Origin of the sequence: Pseudoalteromonas sp. MEBiC 03485, from assembly GCF_004195145.1 — a bacterium.
Taxonomy (GTDB): Bacteria; Pseudomonadota; Gammaproteobacteria; order Enterobacterales; family Alteromonadaceae; genus Pseudoalteromonas; species Pseudoalteromonas apostichopi.
In genome coordinates this window covers 3,268,666-3,289,420 of sequence record NZ_SGBT01000001.1, presented here as the reverse complement: position 1 = coordinate 3,289,420, position 20,755 = coordinate 3,268,666, and the positions used below count along the sequence as shown (strand labels likewise).

Sequence of the window (20,755 nt, the reverse complement as noted above, 5' to 3'; positions counted from 1 at the left end):
TGTTGACTCTGACTATGATGGTTATATAGATCGTTTGTATGCGAGCGACACTGGTGGAGATATTTGGCGAATTGATATGGCTACAGATAACTCCAATAATTGGACACACTTCAAGTTAGCGAGCCTTGGAGGTACTTATGCTAGTACAGATCGGCGTTTCTTCTATAAACCAACTATTGCAAGAAGTGTGTACAGTAAAGTTTCTGAGGTTGTTGTTAATGGTAAGTCAACAATAACACGTTTAGATACTCCGTTTGATGCGGTTTTAATAGGCAGTGGGAACCGTGCAAAGCCGACTTTGACATCGGTAAAAGATCAGTTATTTATGATCCGGGATATAAATACTGTGACTAAGTCTTTCACTGGGAATAATGTCCCTACTACAATTACTCACTCTGATTTAATGAATGTAAGTTCTGATCCATTTGCCAAGCAACTAGATAATATTAAAGGCTTTGTTAACCTTGAAATTGAGTTATCTCGTTTTCATGGTTGGTATTATAACTTGCCGATAAAAGGAGAGAAATCGTTAGCCGCAAGTACTGTTGTGGGTGGTGTCGCCTACTTTACAAGTTTTTCACCGGGTTCGACAAGTAATATTACAGACCAATGTAGTCTGAGCGGGGGAAGTGGGGGGCTCTATGCTTTTCACTTGCATTATGGAACAAAAGTATATGATGAACTTAAGTACGAAACTGGGAATGATGTACCTGATACACCGCAATTATTTTTCGGTGAAAATGATAAAGGTGAAAGCCAGTTCATGTTGATTGGAACTGGAATCATTGGTGAAAAAGCGCCATTTGTGGCAAAAGGGGTTTTGGGTCCCGGATTGAATATTGAAAATGGTAAAGTCAAATTAGTCAGTAATGATCGGCTTGGATTTGAAGTTCAACAAACTTATATATATAAACAAGAAAGGTTTGACCAAAGTCAGTGAAAATTAATGGTTTATAATTGATTGCTGATGATAACCTTTATTTGTGGTGTTATTTCTCTCTTTTTGGGATGTTAAATACCATTATAATATTTTTGTGAGGCCTTTGGTTTTATAAATTAATATCTACTGGAATATGAAAACAATCCTTTTAGGTTGTTTGGGTTTTGTTTTTTGATTATTTTTTACTGCTTTTTAAGGTGTTAACTAACCCTTTGAATGTCACTTATAGCTAATGAATACTTTTTCAAATGGTTAAATGTTTATTGTAGTGAATGTCTGTATTAAAAAGTGGTGTTTTCTATAAACAAATTTCAGTACTTATGTTTTAATTCAATATAATTGGTTATAATTAATGTAATCTAGATTTTAGTTTTAATTATACATATTAAGTTATATCTTTATCAAAGAGTAACTAGATTTTAAGTTTGAAAAATAACTTAGTACTATGAACAATTGCAGGCAAGTAAGTTAAGCATTTGGCTACTTGAACTGCACTCTTTTTTAACATTGGCATCGAGTTGGGTTTTGTGATGAAAATAGGAAAATTAATTAGCAAACTCTTGCTAAATTGTGCTGTGATTTTCAGTATGATGACCCATGCGGAAGACATCGAATTGTATGTTAATCACAATGTTGATTTAGATGAAAAACCACGCGTACTCATTGTTTTTGACACCTCAGGTAGTATGGCGTTTTCAACCAGCTCAGGTAATAGTTGCGGTTATTCTGGTGGCTATATTTTGTGCAGCGATAGCCGATTAGGCGTTGCACAAGATGCGATAACTAAACTTGTAGATGGTAATGATGATATTGATTTTGGTCTTATGCGTTTTAATAGTACTAGCGGTGGTTATGTACTAGCGGGTATTGGTTCGCCAATGTCAACGCTGAAAACGACGATCGCCAATTTACCTGCTGATGGAGGGACACCGCTAACTGAAACTCTCTGGGAAGCGTATCTATATATTACTGGGCAAAGTTTATATTATGGCGAGAAAGTTAATGAGCTATTTCGCGATACTTCTGTAGAAAGTAAAACATCAACAACAAATAGAGTCAGGAAGTGTAACTGGTGGGGGTGCTGGTGGGAAAATGAAACAGTTACTAATTACACTTATATCTCTCCTTTTGATAACCCTGATGAAGTAAAGCGCTGTGATAACTCAGTTAATGTAATTTACATGACTGATGGTGACCCATCTGCGGGCTCTGATAATGAGCAAGACTCAAACATAAGCAGTTTACACAAGTCGTATTTCGGTAGCTCTCTATCAGATAGCGATAAAATTGCTGGTGTGTATTTGCACAAGCTTGCAAAAATTATCCATGGAACTGACAATGTTGAAGTTGATCTACGTCCAGATACTTCCGAAATTCATGAAACAGGTCGGGTTTACACCATAGGTTTTGGCTCTGGAATGAGCGACAATGGTAAACGTTTGTTGTCTGAAACCGCTCGCCTTGGAGGTGGTAAGTACCTTCATGCCAATACCTCTGATCAATTATCAGAGGCTTTAAAAAATACCATAACTCAAATTCGAGAGGTCAATGACAGTTTTACAGCTCCCTCTGTAGCGAGTAACAACGTAGATCAAACACGCAGCCGAGAATCAATTTATTATGCGATGTTTTATCCTAAAACAGGAGCTCGTTGGCGTGGTAACTTGAAAAAGTTAAAAGTGTCTGGTGACCAAATTATTGATAAAGATGGTAAACAGGCTCTAAATGAAGATGGTCTTATAGATAAAAATGCAAAAACATTTTGGTTACCAAGTGGTGAAAATGCTGATGGCAATTCAGTAGAGCTAGGTGGCGTGAACTTATATCTTTCTAATTCTTCAAGCGTTCCTAATCAAGGCAGAAAGGTTATCACCAATGTTAATGGCCGATTACTTAATTTCACACGTTACCGAGTTGTTTTTCATTATGGAACAATAGCAAAAGCAGCAGTCGATTTTGAAGCGGACGCCAATGAAGTTGAGGATCTTATAAATTGGTCAAGAGGTCTTGATATTGATGATGAAGATAAAGATGGTTCAACAACTGATTCGCGCAAAGATATCTTTGGTGATCCACTACATTCAAAACCTGTAACGATTGATTATGGAAATGATGATATCCGTATTTTAATCGGAACTAATGCAGGTTATTTGCATATGTTTCAAGATAAAAATGATGTACTAAGTGAAAGCTGGGCATTTATCCCTAGAAGCTTATATAAAATTATAAAGCCACTTCGTGAGAATCAAGCAGATACAAAGGTCTATGGTGTTGACGGGCCAATTTCAATATTTTTTGATGATAAAAATAATGATGGGATAGTTAATGACTCAGATCGTGTTTGGGCATTTTTTGGCCTAAGACGAGGTGGTAACAAGTATTATGGCCTTGATATTACTAATCCTGATTCTCCCAAATTATTATGGGATGAGCCTATTACAGGTGGAACAGGCGACTTTTCAGAGCTGGCACAAACATGGTCTAAGCCAACGGTGACGTACATTAACTTAAGTGGATACAAAGATAAACCTGTGCTTATATTTGGTGCAGGTTATGATACCAACAAAGATAATGTTATTCGTACAAACGATAGTAAAGGACGAGGCGTTTTTATTGTTGATGCCGAAACAGGAAAGAAAATATGGGCCTTAACGCCAAATGAAAATGGATTTACAGGTAATCACAGTATTGCCTCAGATATAACGGTTTTAGATTCTGACTACGATGGTTATGTTGATCGTTTATACGCAACAGATACAGGTGGAGATATTTGGCGAATTGATATGCCATCTGAGAATTATAATGATTCAACAGAGCCATGGACACATTTTAAGTTAGCTAGTTTAGGCAGTACATTAGCTACCCAAGATCGTCGTTTTTTCTATAAGCCTATGATTGCCAGGACCATGTTTAGCAAAGTATCTAAAACAACTTATCAAGGTGAATCAATTACAACACGTATTGATACTCCATTTGATGCCGTATTAATAGGTAGCGGGAATCGCTCAAAACCGTTATCAACAGCAACAAATGATCAGCTTTTTATGATACGCGATATCAATACGGTAACTCAGTCATTTATGGGAACGGATGTACCAGCGCCTATCACTCAAGCTGATTTAATGGATGTGGGGTCAGATCCATTCGGTAATGCACTAGATGACCTGGATAAATTTACTGAGCTTGAAGTAGAACTGGGTGAATTTAGCGGTTGGTATTATAACCTACCAACTACCGGTGAAAAGTCACTAGCGGCAAGTACCGTAATAGGTGGCGTTGCTTACTTTACAAGTTTTTCACCAGCATCCACTACTGATTTAGTAAATCAATGTTCACTTACCGGGGGCTCTGGTAGCTTGTATGCTTTCCACTTACATTACGGCACTAAGGTATATGATAACTTAAAATTCACTACTTCTAATGATGTGCCTGACACACCTCAGCTCTACTTTGGTATAGGCGATAGCTGTGTCGATGGTAATAGTGATGGTTTCTGCGATGACAATACAAGTGAAAAGGTAAAAGAGCAAAGCCAATTCTTGTCTATAGGACCAGGTATTAAAGGTGAGCAAAACCCGTTTAAGGTTCAAGAAATTTTAGGTCCAGGGCTTACAATTGAAGATGGTAAAATCAAATTAGTGAGTGATGCAGTGCCAATTGGCTTTGGATTTAAAACACAACAGACATTTATTTATAAGCAAGAAATAAACGATAACAGTAATTAATTCCCGTTCAAAGACTCTGCTTAACAGTTTAAAACTAACTTAGGCAGCGTTGTATGATGGAATTGAGTATTTATCTAATTGCATAATCGCGACTCTAAACCTATGATAAGTTTAAAGCGAAGAATGCTCTGAATTAACAAAAGCATAGGTATTAATTGTATGAATATAATAAAGAAAAAAAACCTAAAAGGTTTTACATTAATCGAGCTGATGATTGCTGTAGCAATCTTAGGAATTATTGCGAGCATTGCTATCCCAAGTTATTTTGAACATGTAAAACGTACAGCAAGAACAGAGGCAATAACCTCATTATTAGACGCGGCTAATAAACAAGAACAATACTTTGTTGATAATCGTGAGTATACAACTTCACTTTCTGCTCTAGGTGTTGCAGAAACAACAGAAAACAATTTTTATAAGTTAAAGGCGACTGTCAATAATAATGCCGGTACCTTTGAATTAGAGGCAACACCAGTATCAGGTCCGCCACTACAAGATTCAGAATGCACTAAATTAATAATTACAGACACAGGCCTTAAAAAATCTCAAGGTTCTGCTGATTCGAGCACTTGTTGGGGGAAATAGGCTTTAGCACTTATCAGTATCAATCATTCTGACTCGACCTATTGTACTGACCCTAATAGCAAGCCCTTTGAGGCTTGCTTTTATGTATTCTGGGCAGTATATAAAAGTGCCATTGTTTAAACCCACTGGCATACCTGTTGGGCTAAATGTTACTGAGTGACGTGGATAAGTCAGCATATCTAATTTATTTATTGCTTCAACTTCCAATAATTTGGTATCGCCACTTTCAAACACACCAAGCTCGCCTTTATCGACAAAGACAGTTAAAGATTTATGCCACATCGCCTTGTTACAACGGTTAAGCTCTAAAGCACAAAATGTCACATAGGCATTATTAGTTTGTGCCTTGAGGCGAGTAAATTGTAGTGCTCTTTTAACTGTATGCATATTACTTTCTAAGCGGTTATTGGCGAGGAGTGGCTTATATTCAAATAAAGCGAAATGCAGTAAAAACGAAAAAATTGATAAGATTATTAGGATTTCAATTAACATAGCACCTTTAAGGCTACGCAAGTAATTATTTGTCTTCATCCTTGAAGACTCCAAATCGCGACTATTTATTAAAATGTAATAGGAGCTTTGTATTTGTCAATTAAATAGAGTTAATTACATGTTTTTGTTGTTGTTCCTTCATACATTGCGGTGCCAGACTGTGAAATAGATAAGGCTTTATTGTTATCATTATTGCTACTTGAAGGGCAATATACGAATGTGCCTGGATCAGTTCTAATCATACCGCTAGTTTCAAATCTTATAACTCTTGCACCAGAAAAACTGAGCGAGCTATTATTGGGTATCTCTTCCATTACGCGCAAAATGATATCCCCTTGGCCAGGATTAAAAGTACCGTTAGGGCTTTTATCTACAAATACAAAAATACTTCCCAGGCTCCAGTCTCTTGAACAAAATATAGATTTATTTTGTTCAATTGATTCTGTATCGCCTGCGCAAACAATGACTAATTCATCACTACTCGTCGCTTTTGCTCGTGCAAAGCTGAGCGTGCGTTTTAATTCAAGCAAGTAGCTTTCGGCGCGGTCGCTTTCTAACATATCTGAGCTATCCCATAGCGCAATGACAGCAACGATGCCAACAATGGCAATCGTGACCATTAGTTCCAATAATGTAAAACCCCGTTGTAATGATTTCATTGTTATCTCTATTCTGAATCACTTTGTTTAATAATATCATGATTGCTGATTTAATCACCGTAATTCATAGCTTTGTTTGCCATCAGCAATTGGATTGTCTAAAATCGAGTCAATCGAGAGATAATAAGTAACCCTTAAAATGAAAAAAATCGAAGCAATTATTAAACCATTCAAGCTTGATGACGTGCGTGAAGCATTATCAGATGTTGGCATCACAGGGATGACGGTAAGTGAAGTTAAAGGCTTTGGCCGTCAAAAAGGACACACCGAGCTTTATCGTGGCGCTGAGTACATGGTGGACTTTTTACCTAAAGTAAAATTAGACATCGTTTTAAGCGATGAAGATGTTGACCGTGCAATTGATGTTATCGTTAAAACATCGCAGACAGGAAAAATTGGTGACGGTAAAATCTTTGTCACTGATGTTGAGCGAGTAGTGCGTATTCGTACCGCGGAAGAAGATGAAGACGCGATTTGATAAAATATTAGATTAATCGCAAACATTAAAAAGGCGCCCTAGGCGCCTTTTTTGCTTTTTAAAATTATTTTAACGCTTGTTTGCTTCTCGCGTTGCTTTAGCGTGTTCACTTAGCTCAGATAAGCCAAGTTTATTGTAGCTTTTTTCCATGATCTCAAGCGCTTGATCAAGGTAACTACTTTGTGAGTAGTGCTCAACTACATATTTGCCACGGTTAGCAGCAGCAAGGTATGCTTCACGCTCATAGTAGTACTCAGCAACTTTTAACTCGTAGCGTGCCATTTTATTGAGTAACCACACAACACGTCTTTTTGCCTCTGGTGCATAAACACTATTAGGAAAACGTTTTAATAGTGTTGATAAATCAGTAAATGCAACACGAGTACGGTTTGCATCTCTGTCTGCACGGTCTACACCAAAATATTCTTGGAAGGCGTTTTCATCCGCTTTGATATTCACTAAGCCACGCATGTAGTACATATAGTCTAAATCTTTGTGGTTTGGATTTAAGCGAATAAAACGGTCGATAGTTGCCAGTGCTTGCTCAGTATTACCTGCTTGATAATGTGCATACACTAAGTCCATTTGTACTTGTTTTGATAGAGGACCAAAAGGGTAGCGAGAATCAATAGCGCTTAATAGCTCAATTGCACGAGCATATAAGCCAGAATCTAATGTTTGTTTGGCATCTTCATATAAAGCTTGCGCAGATTTATTAGGAACGCGTTGGATATCTTCTTGGTCGGGTGCTGATGAACAGGCACCTAAGCCAAGTACAGATACTGAAAAAACTATGGCGAACGCACGTTTCCCTATTTTATTTATCATTTTATTTCTTACCTTCGATGTCTTCGGCTAGGCCAAGTGAGGAAAACCGAGTAAACTATACGTATTATATTAAAGCGATTCTAACCCAGTCGAGCACAGCTTGCACTGGTAAATTGGGTAAAGTTACTAATGTCAGAGCAAATTTCTCTCCAAGCCGAGGTTCCAATTGACCTTGGCGGTAAACGTCTAGACCAAGTATTAGCGCAATTGTTCCCTGATTATTCTCGTTCACGTATAAAAACGTGGATTTTGGATGATAAAATCACTGTGAACGGCGAAATTTTAAACACACCACGTGAAAAACTACTCGGTGGCGAAACGGTGAGTGTTGAAACAACCATCGAAGCCCCTCGTGAATATGAAGCACAAAATATCAAATTAAACATCGTTTATGAAGACGATGATATTTTGGTAATTAATAAACCTATGGGGTTAGTGGTACATCCTGGTGCAGGTAACCCAGATGGCACAGTATTAAATGCTTTATTACACCATTACCCAGAGATCATCAATGTACCCCGTGCAGGTATTGTCCATCGTCTAGATAAAGACACCACAGGATTAATGGTGGTGGCTAAAACTATTCCGGCACAAACACATTTAGTATCTGCACTGCAAAAGCGTGAAAACTTCACCCGTGAATATGAAGCAATTTGTAATGGCACAATGACTGCTGGTGGTATGGTTGAAAAACCAATTGGTCGACATGCAACAAAACGTACTCACATGGCCGTGCATGAAATGGGCAAACCAGCGATAACACATTACCGTGTAGCAGAAAAATTCCGTGCTCATACACGCTTACGTTTACGATTAGAAACTGGTCGTACTCACCAAATTCGTGTACACATGGCTTACTTGAACCATCCATTGGTTGGTGATCAACTATATGGAGGTCGCCCGCGTCCGCCAAAAGGGGCTACACCTGAGCTGTTTCAAATGCTACGTGATTTTAAACGTCAAGCCTTACATGCCGTTAAGCTCTCTATTGCGCATCCAATTACGGGTGAGTTGATGACATGGCAAGCTCCAATTCCAGATGATATGGCTGCCATGACAGAAGCATTACGCGCAGATACCAAAGCAAACCCAAATATCGAGCTTTAATTGTGATGATCACACCAGCATGGACTGCACCCAAAACTGTTAGCGCAATCAGTACCACTCGAAAGGGGGGTGTTTCATTCGCACCGTTTGATAGTTTCAATTTGGGTTTACATGTTGGTGATGATGAACAAGCTGTACTTGCAAATCGTGCGCTACTAGCAAGTCACTTACCAAATCCCGCGGTTTGGTTAAACCAAGTTCATAGCAGTGATGTGGTTGTGGTTGATGAAAGGTGTGATTTAAGCCTAGTTCATTCTGCTGATGCGCTGTATACCAATATAGTAAAACAGCCGCTTGCGATAATGACAGCTGATTGTTTGCCTGTGTTACTTTGCTCGAATTCTGGCAATGAAATTGCAGCAGTGCATGGTGGCTGGCGTGGCTTATCACAAGGTATATTGGCAAAAACCATTTCGCATTTCAAAGTGCCTACAAGCGATATTATTGCTTGGTTAGGCCCTGCTATTGGTCCCTTACAATTTGAAGTTGGGCAAGAGGTTAAAGATTGCTTTTGTTCGCAAAACCCGCTTCACGAACTGGCATTTACAGCCAAACATGAAAAATACATGGCTGATATCTACTTATTAGCACGTCAGCAATTAGCGCAATTAGGCGTGGCCAATATTTCAGGTGGTGAATACTGTACAGTCAGTGATAAGTCACAATTTTTCTCTTATCGCCGCGACGGACAAACTGGTCGCATGGCTAGCTTGATCTGGCGCAATTAATACGCCTTTTTTGTGATTAAATTTTCTTCTCTTACTTGAACAAATCACTAACCATACCCATTAATTAAGCAATTAGATTTTTTAATAGGTAAACCCTTATGCGTTTAGATAGATTTACAAGTAAATTTCAATCTGCGCTTTCAGATGCGCAGTCATTAGCACTTGGGCGAGATCATCAATTTATTGAGCCTGTGCATTTAATGTATTCATTGCTTCAACAAAATGGCTCGAGTGTGCGTGCGCTACTTGCACAAGCCGGTGTGAGTGCTGATGAGTTAAACACCAAGTTATCTCAAGAAATCGAAAAACTGTTTAAAGTTGAAGGCATTGGTGGCGATGTTCAGCTGTCAAACAACCTGATTTCGTTAATTAACTTGTGTGATAAATATGCTCAAAAGCGAAAAGATAAATTCATTTCGAGTGAGTTATTTGTTCTTGCCGCGTGTGACGATAAAGGCCCATTAGGCGACATTTTTAAAGCGCTAAATATTACTTCTAGCAAAATTGAAGCTGCAATCGAAGCTATTCGTGGTGGTCAAAAGGTTGATGATCCGAATGCTGAAGAAACCCGTCAGGCATTAAAAAAATTCACAATCGATTTAACTGAGCGAGCAGAGCAAGGCAAGCTAGACCCTGTAATTGGCCGGGATGACGAAATTCGTCGCACTATTCAAGTATTACAACGCCGTACTAAAAATAATCCGGTGTTAATTGGTGAACCAGGCGTGGGTAAAACGGCGATTGCCGAAGGTTTAGCACAGCGGATCATCAATGGAGAGGTACCTGAAGGCTTAAAGAATAAGCGAGTATTATCGCTTGATTTAGGTGCTTTAGTTGCTGGTGCTAAATACCGTGGTGAATTCGAAGAGCGTTTAAAGTCAGTGTTGAATGAACTAGCCAAAGAAGAAGGGCAAGTCATCCTCTTTATTGATGAAATCCATACTATGGTAGGCGCAGGTAAAACAGACGGCGCAATGGATGCAGGTAATATGCTAAAACCAGCACTTGCCCGTGGTGAGTTACATTGTGTGGGTGCCACAACTCTTGATGAGTATCGTCAATATATTGAAAAAGATGCCGCTTTAGAGCGTCGTTTCCAAAAAGTATTTGTTGATGAACCATCGGTTGAAGACACCATTGCGATTTTACGTGGTTTAAAAGAGCGTTATGAGCTTCATCACTCAGTTGATATTACCGATCCGGCCATTGTTGCTGCGGCGCAGCTGTCGCACCGTTACATTAGTGATCGCCAATTGCCAGATAAAGCGATTGATTTAATTGACGAAGCGGGCTCTTCAATTCGTTTGCAAATTGACTCAAAACCGGAATCTTTAGATAAGCTAGAGCGTCGTATTATTCAGTTAAAGCTGGAAGATAACGCCCTTGCAAAAGAGAAAGACGAAGCGAGCCAAAAACGTCGTACTGAGATGCAAGAGTTGATCACTGAGCTTGAAGCCCAATACCGCGAACTAGACGAAGTTTGGAATGCTGAGAAGGCTTCATTACAGGGCACACAAGTCATTAAAGCTGAGCTTGAGCAAGCGCGTCTTGATTTAGATGTTGCGCGTCGTGCAAGTGATTTACAGCGCATGTCTGAACTCCAGTATGGTCGTATTCCTGAACTTGAGCGTAAACTTGACCTTGCTTCACAGGCCGAAATGCAAGAAATGAGCTTGCTTAAAAACCAAGTTGGTGAAGACGAAATCGCAGAGATTTTATCGCGTTGGACAGGTATTCCTGTATCCAAAATGTTGCAAGGGGAGCGCGAAAAGCTACTTAAGATGGAAGATGAACTGCATCATAAAGTGATTGGTCAAGATGAAGCCGTTGTAGCGGTTGCGAATGCAATTCGTCGCTCTCGAGCAGGGCTTGCTGATCCAAATCGCCCAATCGGTTCATTCTTATTCTTAGGCCCGACAGGGGTAGGTAAAACTGAGCTGACCAAAGCACTAGCCAGCTTCATGTTTGACACTGAAGATGCCATGGTGCGCATTGATATGTCGGAGTTTATGGAGAAACACTCGGTGGCACGTTTAGTGGGTGCACCTCCGGGTTATGTTGGCTATGAAGAGGGGGGCTATTTAACTGAAGCAGTTCGCCGTCGTCCGTATTCAGTCATTTTATTGGATGAGGTCGAAAAAGCGCACCCTGATGTATTTAACATCTTACTGCAAGTACTTGATGATGGCCGCTTAACGGATGGTCAGGGCCGTACCGTTGATTTCAAAAATACGGTTATCATTATGACTTCTAACTTAGGCTCTGACATTATCCAAGAGCAAGCTGGTTCAAATGATTATGCAGGCTTAAAAGAAAAAGTGATGGGCGTATTGGTTAGTCAGTTCCGTCCTGAGTTTATTAACCGAATCGACGAAACCGTGGTATTCCATCCACTTGCTAATGAACACATTAAAGAAATTGCTGACATTCAGTTAAGTAAGCTACGTGAGCGATTAACTGAAAAAGGCTACATTCTTGAAGTAACGGATGCAGCCCTAGACCGCATCGCTGAAAGTGGTTTTGATCCAGTGTATGGGGCAAGGCCTTTAAAACGTGCTATACAACATACCATTGAAAATCCATTAGCACAGCGATTATTAGGTGGGGATTACCAGCCGGGTGCCATCATCCATATTGATGCTGATGAGAATGGACTTGTTTTCTCGAGTCGTTAATTAGCCCTAAAAACAAAAGCCGCATCATTTTGACGCGGCTTTTTTGTATCAGTTAAGTTTAAACTTTAAAGGTTAACAGCATATCGTTAACTTTGCGCGAGCCTTCAACAAGCCCCGCTGCATCTTTAGCGACGTTGTAGCTAAGCTTTAAGTTCTCTTCGCTGTGTCCTTTTATGCTTTCTACATTTTCGCGTATATCGGTGCTGACAACTTGTTGTTCCTCTGCAGCCGTCGAAATCTCAGTCGCAAGGCCTGATATTTCATCAATTTGTGCGAAGATGCTCGCTAGTTCAGTTTGAGTGTGAGCAGTAGTATCAACACAATTATCTGCTTGCGCTTTAGTTGATTGCATCACTTTAGACCAGCTAAATAACGTATCTTGGATCTCTTTAATTGAGCTGTGAATTTGTGCTGTCGCATTTTGAGTACGTGAAGAAAGTGCGCGTACTTCATCTGCTACAACCGCAAAACCACGGCCATGCTCACCTGCACGTGCTGCTTCAATTGCAGCATTCAGCGCTAATAAGTTTGTTTGTTCAGCAATGCCTTCAATCTCACTCATTACTTGGCCTATTTTGTCAGCTTCACTAGCAAGAGAGTTAGCGGTAGTGGCTGCTTGCTCTACTTGGTTAGCTAGATCAGACACCATGCTGCTATTATCTTCAATATGCAGTTTGATATCGTTACAGCTTTGGTAAGTTGTTTTAACCTTGTCAGCAGTGTGATGAGTATTTGCTGAAATCTCGCCAATAGTTGTACTCATTTGTGTCATTGCCGTAGCAATATCACTTAAACGTTGACCTTGTGCAGCAATACCTTGCTCGGTTAGTGACGATTGTTTATCTAAGTTGGTAGCAATGTCTTTGAATGAGTAAGTAGAGTCTTTAACACGACCTAATACAGTTCTAAGCTTAGCGAACAGCATTTGCTGATTATAGGCAGCAATACTAAAAGGGTGTGAACCTGAATACACATAGCGTGATACTGAATCAAACTCTGCACGTTGCTGCTTTAAATGGCTTGGGGTTACAACGAGCTCGTCATAATTTAATGCAAAAAGGAGTGCTACAACGGCACAGCTCGCTAAGGCAACCATCCATGAAGTAGTAAACGCTAAGCCGACAATGCCTGCAAATAAAATAACCGCAGACAAAATTTGTCTCAGCGAAATATTTTCACGAAATGACGCGACTGATTTTCCATTATTAATCTTAGTGTACAGTGCCGTTGCACGGTCTTTTAATTGTTCAGATGGCTTAGTTCGAACTGACTGATAGCCAACCAACTGACCATGTTCATAAATGGGTGTAACAAATGCATCAACCCAATAGTAACGACCATCTTTACAGAGATTTTTAACCATGCCACGCCAAGAATGGCCTTGCTTTAGTTTTTCCCACATTTCTTTAAATGCCGCTTTTGGCATGTCAGGGTGGCGAACAATATTATGATTTTTTCCGAGTAGCTCTTCCTCGGTGTAACCTGCAATCGTACAAAATTCCTTATTTACGTATGTGATGACACCGCGTAAATCTGTAGTAGAGACAAGCTCTTGATTATCAGAGTATGTCACTTCTTGATTAATGATTTCTTGCCCACGACGCATATGAGTCCTCGAAATATACTTTTTTATGGTGTGCGGATTATAGTCTCAGAAAAATGTAAGGGAAGGGGGTGCATATAGATAACTATGAAAGTTTTAAAAATTTCATCTTCCCTTTGATCTAAAACAATATCTTGCTTGAATTATTATGTTTAGCCTCAGTCTTTTATATTAGTTAAAAGGCTCAGTATCCTCAAGAAATAAGTCTAAATAGTATTTTAAATGTTTTTAGCAACAATGAAGTGCCGCCAAAGCAATTGTATATTGTCCCTCACAATGGCAAGATTGAGCATCAAGTGAACGGGTACTAAATGAAACTGATTTTTCTGACTTGAGTAATTACTTTTTGCCCCCATACACTTAGGATTACAGCCACGTGGCTCGAGGAAGCATTTTTGATAAAACATGATTTAAATAAAACGCTAGAGGCGTTAACAGTACAATTTCCTAACGCAATTAATGGGATTAAACGTGGTATCGAGCGAGAAGCATTAAGGATCAAACCAAATGGTGTTATCTCACAGCAAGGTCATCCAAAAGGCGTTGGTAGCGCTTTAACTAATGATCATGTCACCACTGATTTTTCGGAATCGCTATTAGAATTTATTACACCAGTAAGTACGTCTGCAGAGCAAACCTTAGCTCAGCTAAAAGATCTGCAAAAGTTCACCTTGTCTCAGATGGATGATGAGCTCTTATGGCCTATCAGCATGCCGTGTTTTATTGAGCATCAAGACGACATCGTACTGGCACAGTTTGGTGACTCAAATATTGGCCGCATGAAAACACTTTATCGTGAAGGTTTAAAGAATCGCTATGGCAGTATGATGCAAGCAATTGCTGGTGTGCATTTTAATATTTCTTTTCCTGAGAGCTTATGGCAAAGCTTGTATAGTTTAAACGGCAGCCAAGGCACACTCGCTGATTCTATTTCGAATGGGTATTTGGGACTTATTCGTAACTTTAAACGTGAGCTTTGGTTGATCAGCTTTTTATTTGGTGCATCGCCAGCATTGTGTAGTTCATTTTTGCAAGGGCGCGAAACAGACTTACCATTTAAAAAACTAGGTAAAGGTACTCTTTACTTAGAAGTTGGCACAGCGCTGCGTTTGGGGAACCTTGGTTATACCAACAGTGCGCAATCGTCTTTACGTGTTATGTACAATTCATTAGAAGAATATGTAGCAGGTTTAAAAGAAGCGATTCATACGCCATCTGATATTTATGACCATATTGATGATTACACAAGTGCTGAACCAAAGCAGTTAAACAAAAATATTCTGCAAATCGAAAATGAGTTTTATTCACCAATTCGTCCTAAGCGCAACGCAGCATCAGGCGAAACTCCTACAGATGCATTACTTCGTGGTGGTATAGAATACATAGAGGTAAGGGCATTAGATGTTAACCCATTTAGTGAAACGGGTATCGACTTACAGCAAATACGCTTTTTAGACGTATTCCTAACTTATTGCTTATTAAATGACTCTCCAGAGATGGATTGGCAAGAACAAAAGTTGAGCACTACCAACCTCGATGCGGTTGTTAATGAAGGCCGAGATCCAGAATTAACACTTAACAAGCAAGGCGAAATAGTTCGCCTGACAGATTGGGCTAAAACAATTTTTAGTAATTTAACTGCCGTTGCACGTTATATGGATAATGCATACGGGGTAAGTTATTACAGTGAAACTATTGCTGAGCTTGCAACCTGGGTACAAGATCCTAGAAAAACATACTCTGGCAAATACGTAGCAACACTTGCAAAAGAGAACCTAGATAATGGTAATTTTGCATTAGCACTTGCACAGCAGTACAAGCAAAGCCATCTTGCGTCAGAGTATCAATTTTATGATCATGCATTTTTAGCGAAACAAGCTGCTGACTCTGTGCTTAAAGAGCGTGAAGTTAAAGCTGCCGATAGCGAAACGTTTACTGCTTTTTTAGATGACTATTTTGCTAAAGCTTAGTAAGGTGAAGACATAAAAAAACGCAGCCTATGGTGGCTGCGTCAAAGATTCTTCAGGGATGAAACAATGCTATACTGCTGCATTCATAAGTTCAGACTGACCTGAAAAGAAAAAGTTCAGCGAGATCCAAAAAAAAATGAAAAAAAGTATAATTATTTTATCGCTGGCCGCATCATTGGCTGGATGTGCAACCGCTCCTCCAGAGCAACCCCATGATATCTGTAAGATTTTTGAAGAAAAGCCTGATTGGTACTACGATGCCCGCGATGCTCAAGAAAAATGGGGATCGCCTAAACATGTGCTAATGAGCATGATGTATCAAGAAAGCTCATTTCGTCATGATGCTGCTCCGCCAATGGAATACTTCTTATGGGTTATTCCAATAGGTCGTGCCAGTTCTGCCTATGGCTATTCACAAGCGAAAACACCTACTTGGTCAGATTACATCCGAGAAACAGGCAACAGCGGTGCAGACAGGGATGATTTTGATGATGCTATCGACTTTATGGCGTGGTTTGTTTACAAAACTCATAAAGTAAATGGTGTATCGAAATGGGACGCGTACGCACAATACCTAAATTACCATGAAGGATGGGGCGGCTATAAGCGTGGTACTTATAAAAGTAAAAAGTGGTTAATGAGTGTTGCAAATAAAGTTAAACATCGAGCTAGCCGTTATGGCGCGCAACTTAAAAAGTGTGAAGCAGATCTAGATAAAAACTGGTTTGAGCGTCTATTTAGTTAATAGAGCATTGACGCAACCGTTTGGACTTTAAATTTTTACCAAATGTGTCTTTAAAAAGGCTATCAAAGATTTGATAGCCTTTTTTGTTTATTCGTATTCGATAGGATCGGTAACGTTATTAAGTGCAAAGGCTTCCAAGCGCTCTTGACAAGCACCACATTTGCCACAGGCTTTGTCACGGCCGTTGTAGCATGTCCAAGTTTGGCTGTAATCAAGACCCATTTTTAAGCCGTCTGTTAAAATATCGATTTTAGTATTGTTTAAATATGGACTGAAAATCTCAACAGCGTCGTAGTTGGCAATACGGCAAACATCATCCATTTTTTGAACGAATTCAGGGCGACAGTCAGGATAAATTGCATGATCACCAGAATGTGCGCCATAGTAAACTTTGCTGGCTTTTAAAGACACCGCATAACCCACTGCAAGTGATAGTAAGATCATGTTGCGGTTTGGCACTATTGTGCTCTTCATGCTTTCTTCTTCGTAGTGACCCTCTGGCACATCGATATCATCGGTCAGTGATGAGCCCCCAATCAATTGATTGATTGCTGAAATATCAACAATCTTGTGAGAAACACCTAATTTTTCACACACTTGAGCAGCTACTTTAAGCTCTTTAACATGACGCTGGCCGTAGTCGAACGACAGGGCATATACTTCGTGGCCTTGTTGCAGGGCTTTATTTAATACGGTAAAAGAGTCCATACCGCCGGAATAAATCACAACTACTTTTTGCGTCATATCTGTTTTGCTCTTACTTTTGATAGAGGTTTACTTCAGGGCGCGATATACTACACGGCTCGGGCCTAAATAACAATTTTTGCGCGTGTTTTTGGTTTTTTGATGGTATGCATTATATATCGTTGCGTCGTAAGTGAGATCTCTTTTGTACAAAATTAACGAAGTGTTTGAAACAATTCAAGGTGAAGCAAGTTTTACTGGTACACCTTCAATCTTTTTACGTTTACAAGGCTGCCCTGTAGGCTGTGCTTGGTGTGATACAAAACAAACATGGGACGTTGATAATGTATATAAAGTGTCACTTGATGACACGGTTGAGAAAAAAGCAGACTCAGATCATTGGGCAGAAGCAACTGCGGAGCAAGTGTTAGCGCTATTTAAAGAACGTGGCTACAACGCAAAACATGTGGTGATCACAGGTGGTGAGCCTTGCATGTACGACCTAAATCCAGTGTGTGAGTTATTACACGCAAATGGTTATTCGACTCAAATTGAAACCAGCGGCACATTTGAGATTTTAGTCCCTGAACAAACATGGGTGACCGTATCACCGAAGATTAATATGCGTGGCGGTTACAAAGTATTACGCAGCGCTATGCAGCGCGCTGATGAAATTAAACACCCAGTGGCAATGCAAAAGCATGTTGAAGAGCTCGAAGATTTATTCTTAAAAACAGGTGTTAATCCGCGTCTAGTGTACCTTCAACCAATTAGCCAAAAGACCTCAGCAACTAAACTTGCCATTGAAACCTGTATTGCAAAGAACTGGCGTTTATCAGTTCAAGTACATAAGTATTTGGGAATTAGTTAGGGTTTAGCCGTCAGCCGTCAGCCGTCAGCCGTCAGCCGTCAGCCGTCAGCCGTCTGATCTGACCCCGATAAAGTAGACACTGGGTTTAATATTTCCAGTTAAAAACAAAAAAAGCGTTGCACCATGGCAACGCTTTTTACTTTTTAGCTTATCGCTACTAATTCTGCGCTAAATAATCCAACACAACCTGATGATGGTCTTTGGTTTTGAATTTATCGAACACATGCTTGATTTTACCGTCTTGGCCTACAAGGAAGCTAATACGATGAATTCCTTCGTACTCCTTACCCATAAACTTCTTATAACCCCAAATACCAAACGCATCTGCAATAGCGTGATCTTCGTCAGCTAATAAGTCAAAATTAAGCTCTTTTTTGGTTTCAAAATTCTTTAAACGCTTTATTGGGTCTGGGCTGATACCCACGACACGTGTGTTTAATTTAGCAAGCTCAGCTTTTTCATCACGTAAGTTTTCAGCTTGTACGGTGCACCCTGGAGTGGATGCCTTTGGATAGAAGTAAACAAGCACTTGCTGCTCTTTTAATAGCTCAGCGAGTGTGATTGTTTCATCATTTTGATTTTGTAAACTAAAAGCAGGGGCTGTATCACCGGCCTGTAATGGATTAATTGTTTTCATGCTTTGCTCCTTAGCGAATGCGTCTGAAAATATAATCTACGTTCAAACTGCGAGAAAGATCTTCAAAGCTCACTTTAAAGTTATCAATATCGACTTCAACGGGAATATTAAACTCTAGCTCACAACGCATTTTTAGCTCATCACCTTCGTCGTACGTATCAGATTTAAGTGAACAAATGCTGATGTTATTGTCAGCAAAAAAGCGCGTAACTTTACTTAATGTTCCAGGTGTATCAATACCTGTGTATTCGAGGGTGTAACCGGCGCAAAATTCACATGCAACATGACTTGCTGTGCGTTTCATCATGGTTAAAAGGCCAAGTTCCATGCCTTTAGTTGGCAATGTATGCTCAATGCGGCTAATGGCCGACATATCACCTGCTAACAGCATGATAAAGGTAAACTCGTTGCCCAAAATAGCAATGCGACTGTCAATTATATTGCAATGGCAATCACTCACTAACTGAGTTAATTCGCTAACGATACCGGGTCTATCTTCGCCAATCGCAGTGAGCACTATCTGATGATTTGTAAAAGCAGTCATGGAATTTTAAATACCTAGTAATTAACAATACCAATGGATATAAGCTTGAGTAAGCTTTGATTTCACGTGAGTTTAATACCGCACGGCGGCGAAGTTTAACATAATTTGCATCGTTAACGATAGCGACGATTAATTAAGCCGTGAATAAAGTGCGCTCTTTCTTGTTTTTAGGGGCATCTGAAAGTACCATAGTTAAAATTTTGCAAGGCGACAAGCAAACAAATACGTTACGCTAGCCGAATCTATTCGGGTTTTTTGCATAAAAACTATAAATGTAAAGTTAAAAGTGATTTTACAGTGAACCAAATCGGCATTACCCACTCATATATTTGTTAAAAAAATTAAGGGTTTGCTAAGGAGAAATATCTGTGCAGTATTGGATCTCAAAGGCGCTTGCTGTAAGCGTAATGGTAAGTTTAACAGGGTGTGGTGTATTTACCGACGAAGCACATCAAAAACGTAATTATCGAGCAAATGAACCGGTCAAAGCACCAGCAGGTTTAGCGCAACCAGCTCTAGATCCAACATATAAAATGGATGTTGCGCAATATGACAATAATCCTGAAGCTAAAAACTATCGTCCGCCAGCGCAAGTTATTACCATTGCTCAAGGTACTTGGGTTGAAGAAGGTGACACAGAAGCGCGGGTCTATTTTGATAAAAACGATGGTATAGAAGATTTAGATGTATTTATCTGGAACTCTATAAAAGCCGTTCTAGCTGAAAAAAATACCGCAGCTTTGAAAGAAGATAAAGCATCAAATTCAATTGAAACAGGTTGGTATGCGATTATTAAACCTGAAGAAGGTTGGTTTTGGGAAAGCGAAACCGAAGTATCACAACAACGTTTTATATTTACTATTGAAGAAAAGTCGCATCAGCGTACAGCTTCTTTAACAGCTAAACTTGCTGATTATAAAAGCGACTCAGTACCGTTAACACCATTACTACAGCAACAACTTGAAGTACGTGCTTTAAACCAAGTGATTGCTGAGTTTGATTACCGTTACCGTCAACTTGAAGTTGAAATGCGTAAACAACAAGGCATTATTTCATTAGAAATGGGCTTTGATAACAAAGGTAATGCGGCACTGGTTACTGAGCAAGATTACAACATGGTGTTTGATCGTTTCTCTGGTTTCTTAGAGCGATTATCTTTCACTATCGTAGAGATTGACCAAGAACGTGGTTTGATTACGGCTGATTACAAAAAGCCTGAGTCAAGCGTATGGGATTCAATTTGGGGTGAAGAACTAGCTGAGCTACCAATTGAAGAAGGCCAATATCAAATTCTTGTTAGCCGTACCAATGATGGCGGTACAAGTTTAACTTGGATGGACTCTGAAGGTTCGACATTAGAGCCTGGTACAATGAATGACCTCCAGCAAGCATTAGAAAATGCACTGCGTCAACGCGGTATCAATATTTAATAATTAAAAAAGTTAAAACCACCACAAAAAGAGCTTCGCCGCTCTTTTTGTGGT

General features: G+C 39.6%; 18 protein-coding genes. 11 read left to right on the top strand and 7 right to left on the bottom strand.

The annotated features are described in order from the left end of the window. Positions 1-34 precede the first annotated feature (34 nt). The 3 genes from EVU92_RS21830 to EVU92_RS15180 all read left to right on the top strand — a co-directional run bounded on the left by EVU92_RS21830 (position 35) and on the right by EVU92_RS15180 (position 5,250). Positions 35-940: a hypothetical protein gene (locus tag EVU92_RS21830; RefSeq protein ID WP_276319776.1), complete on the top strand. Its 906-nt coding sequence runs from the start codon at positions 35-37 to the stop codon at positions 938-940. 587 nt (positions 941-1,527) lie between these two features. Beyond that, positions 1,528-4,665 (top strand): PilC/PilY family type IV pilus protein, encoded by a 3,138-nt coding sequence (locus tag EVU92_RS15185; protein ID WP_233786798.1) that lies wholly within the window; start codon positions 1,528-1,530, stop codon positions 4,663-4,665. 159 nt (positions 4,666-4,824) lie between these two features. Continuing rightward, entirely contained in the window at positions 4,825-5,250 is a 426-nt protein-coding gene (locus EVU92_RS15180; RefSeq protein ID WP_130051911.1) for a type IV pilin protein, read from the top strand. Between the two features lie 3 nt (positions 5,251-5,253). On the opposite strand, the gene EVU92_RS15175 is transcribed toward EVU92_RS15180, so the two are convergent. Beyond that, positions 5,254-5,781 (bottom strand): GspH/FimT family protein, encoded by a 528-nt coding sequence (locus EVU92_RS15175; RefSeq protein WP_130051910.1) that lies wholly within the window; start codon positions 5,779-5,781, stop codon positions 5,254-5,256. Between the two features lie 71 nt (positions 5,782-5,852). Then, positions 5,853-6,401 (bottom strand): GspH/FimT family pseudopilin, encoded by a 549-nt coding sequence (locus tag EVU92_RS15170; protein ID WP_130051909.1) that lies wholly within the window; start codon positions 6,399-6,401, stop codon positions 5,853-5,855. A gap of 139 nt (positions 6,402-6,540) precedes the next feature. Here EVU92_RS15170 and EVU92_RS15165 point away from each other — a divergent pair, with 139 nt between their 5' ends. Next, on the top strand, positions 6,541-6,879 hold the full coding sequence (locus EVU92_RS15165; protein ID WP_054551748.1) for a P-II family nitrogen regulator: 339 nt from the start codon (positions 6,541-6,543) through the stop codon (positions 6,877-6,879). A 69-nt stretch (positions 6,880-6,948) separates the two neighbouring features. Here EVU92_RS15165 and EVU92_RS15160 read toward each other — a convergent pair whose 3' ends face one another. Then, the gene (locus EVU92_RS15160; RefSeq protein WP_130051908.1) at positions 6,949-7,707 is read right to left on the bottom strand and encodes an outer membrane protein assembly factor BamD; all 759 of its coding nucleotides are present in this window, start codon (positions 7,705-7,707) and stop codon (positions 6,949-6,951) included. 129 nt (positions 7,708-7,836) lie between these two features. On the opposite strand from EVU92_RS15160, the gene rluD reads away from it, so the two are divergent. The 3 genes from rluD (at position 7,837) to clpB (ending at position 12,217) form a co-directional block, all read left to right on the top strand. After that, positions 7,837-8,814 carry a 23S rRNA pseudouridine(1911/1915/1917) synthase RluD gene (gene rluD / locus EVU92_RS15155; RefSeq protein WP_130051907.1) on the top strand — a complete coding sequence of 326 codons (978 nt, stop codon included), beginning with the start codon at positions 7,837-7,839 and terminating at the stop codon, positions 8,812-8,814. A 5-nt stretch (positions 8,815-8,819) separates the two neighbouring features. Then, positions 8,820-9,542 (top strand): peptidoglycan editing factor PgeF, encoded by a 723-nt coding sequence (pgeF, locus tag EVU92_RS15150; RefSeq protein ID WP_130052310.1) that lies wholly within the window; start codon positions 8,820-8,822, stop codon positions 9,540-9,542. Between the two features lie 98 nt (positions 9,543-9,640). Next, positions 9,641-12,217: an ATP-dependent chaperone ClpB gene (gene clpB / locus EVU92_RS15145; RefSeq protein ID WP_130051906.1), complete on the top strand. Its 2,577-nt coding sequence runs from the start codon at positions 9,641-9,643 to the stop codon at positions 12,215-12,217. Between the two features lie 58 nt (positions 12,218-12,275). Here clpB and EVU92_RS15140 read toward each other — a convergent pair whose 3' ends face one another. After that, positions 12,276-13,823 carry a methyl-accepting chemotaxis protein gene (locus EVU92_RS15140; protein ID WP_130051905.1) on the bottom strand — a complete coding sequence of 516 codons (1,548 nt, stop codon included), beginning with the start codon at positions 13,821-13,823 and terminating at the stop codon, positions 12,276-12,278. A gap of 392 nt (positions 13,824-14,215) precedes the next feature. Here EVU92_RS15140 and gshA point away from each other — a divergent pair, with 392 nt between their 5' ends. Next, entirely contained in the window at positions 14,216-15,790 is a 1,575-nt protein-coding gene (gene gshA, locus EVU92_RS15135) for a glutamate--cysteine ligase (RefSeq protein WP_130051904.1), read from the top strand. A gap of 136 nt (positions 15,791-15,926) precedes the next feature. Then, positions 15,927-16,535 carry a transglycosylase SLT domain-containing protein gene (locus EVU92_RS15130; protein ID WP_130051903.1) on the top strand — a complete coding sequence of 203 codons (609 nt, stop codon included), beginning with the start codon at positions 15,927-15,929 and terminating at the stop codon, positions 16,533-16,535. Between the two features lie 87 nt (positions 16,536-16,622). Here the strand turns inward: EVU92_RS15130 and queC are convergent, their stop codons facing one another. Further along, positions 16,623-17,303: a 7-cyano-7-deazaguanine synthase QueC gene (gene queC, locus EVU92_RS15125; RefSeq protein ID WP_267894589.1), complete on the bottom strand. Its 681-nt coding sequence runs from the start codon at positions 17,301-17,303 to the stop codon at positions 16,623-16,625. Positions 17,304-17,424: 121 nt separating this feature from the next. Here queC and queE point away from each other — a divergent pair, with 121 nt between their 5' ends. Continuing rightward, positions 17,425-18,090: a 7-carboxy-7-deazaguanine synthase QueE gene (gene queE, locus EVU92_RS15120; RefSeq protein WP_130051902.1), complete on the top strand. Its 666-nt coding sequence runs from the start codon at positions 17,425-17,427 to the stop codon at positions 18,088-18,090. A 157-nt stretch (positions 18,091-18,247) separates the two neighbouring features. Here queE and bcp read toward each other — a convergent pair whose 3' ends face one another. Together bcp and EVU92_RS15110 are read right to left on the bottom strand one after the other, a co-directional pair. Then, a complete protein-coding gene (bcp, locus tag EVU92_RS15115; RefSeq protein WP_130051901.1) occupies positions 18,248-18,727 on the bottom strand; it encodes a thioredoxin-dependent thiol peroxidase in 480 nt (159 codons plus the stop codon). Between the two features lie 10 nt (positions 18,728-18,737). Next, complete coding sequence (locus EVU92_RS15110) at positions 18,738-19,271, bottom strand: ACT domain-containing protein (protein ID WP_130051900.1); 534 nt, start codon at positions 19,269-19,271, stop codon at positions 18,738-18,740. Positions 19,272-19,639: 368 nt separating this feature from the next. On the opposite strand from EVU92_RS15110, the gene bamC reads away from it, so the two are divergent. Continuing rightward, the gene (gene bamC, locus EVU92_RS15100; RefSeq protein WP_130051899.1) at positions 19,640-20,701 is read left to right on the top strand and encodes an outer membrane protein assembly factor BamC; all 1,062 of its coding nucleotides are present in this window, start codon (positions 19,640-19,642) and stop codon (positions 20,699-20,701) included. Positions 20,702-20,755: the final 54 nt, after the last annotated feature.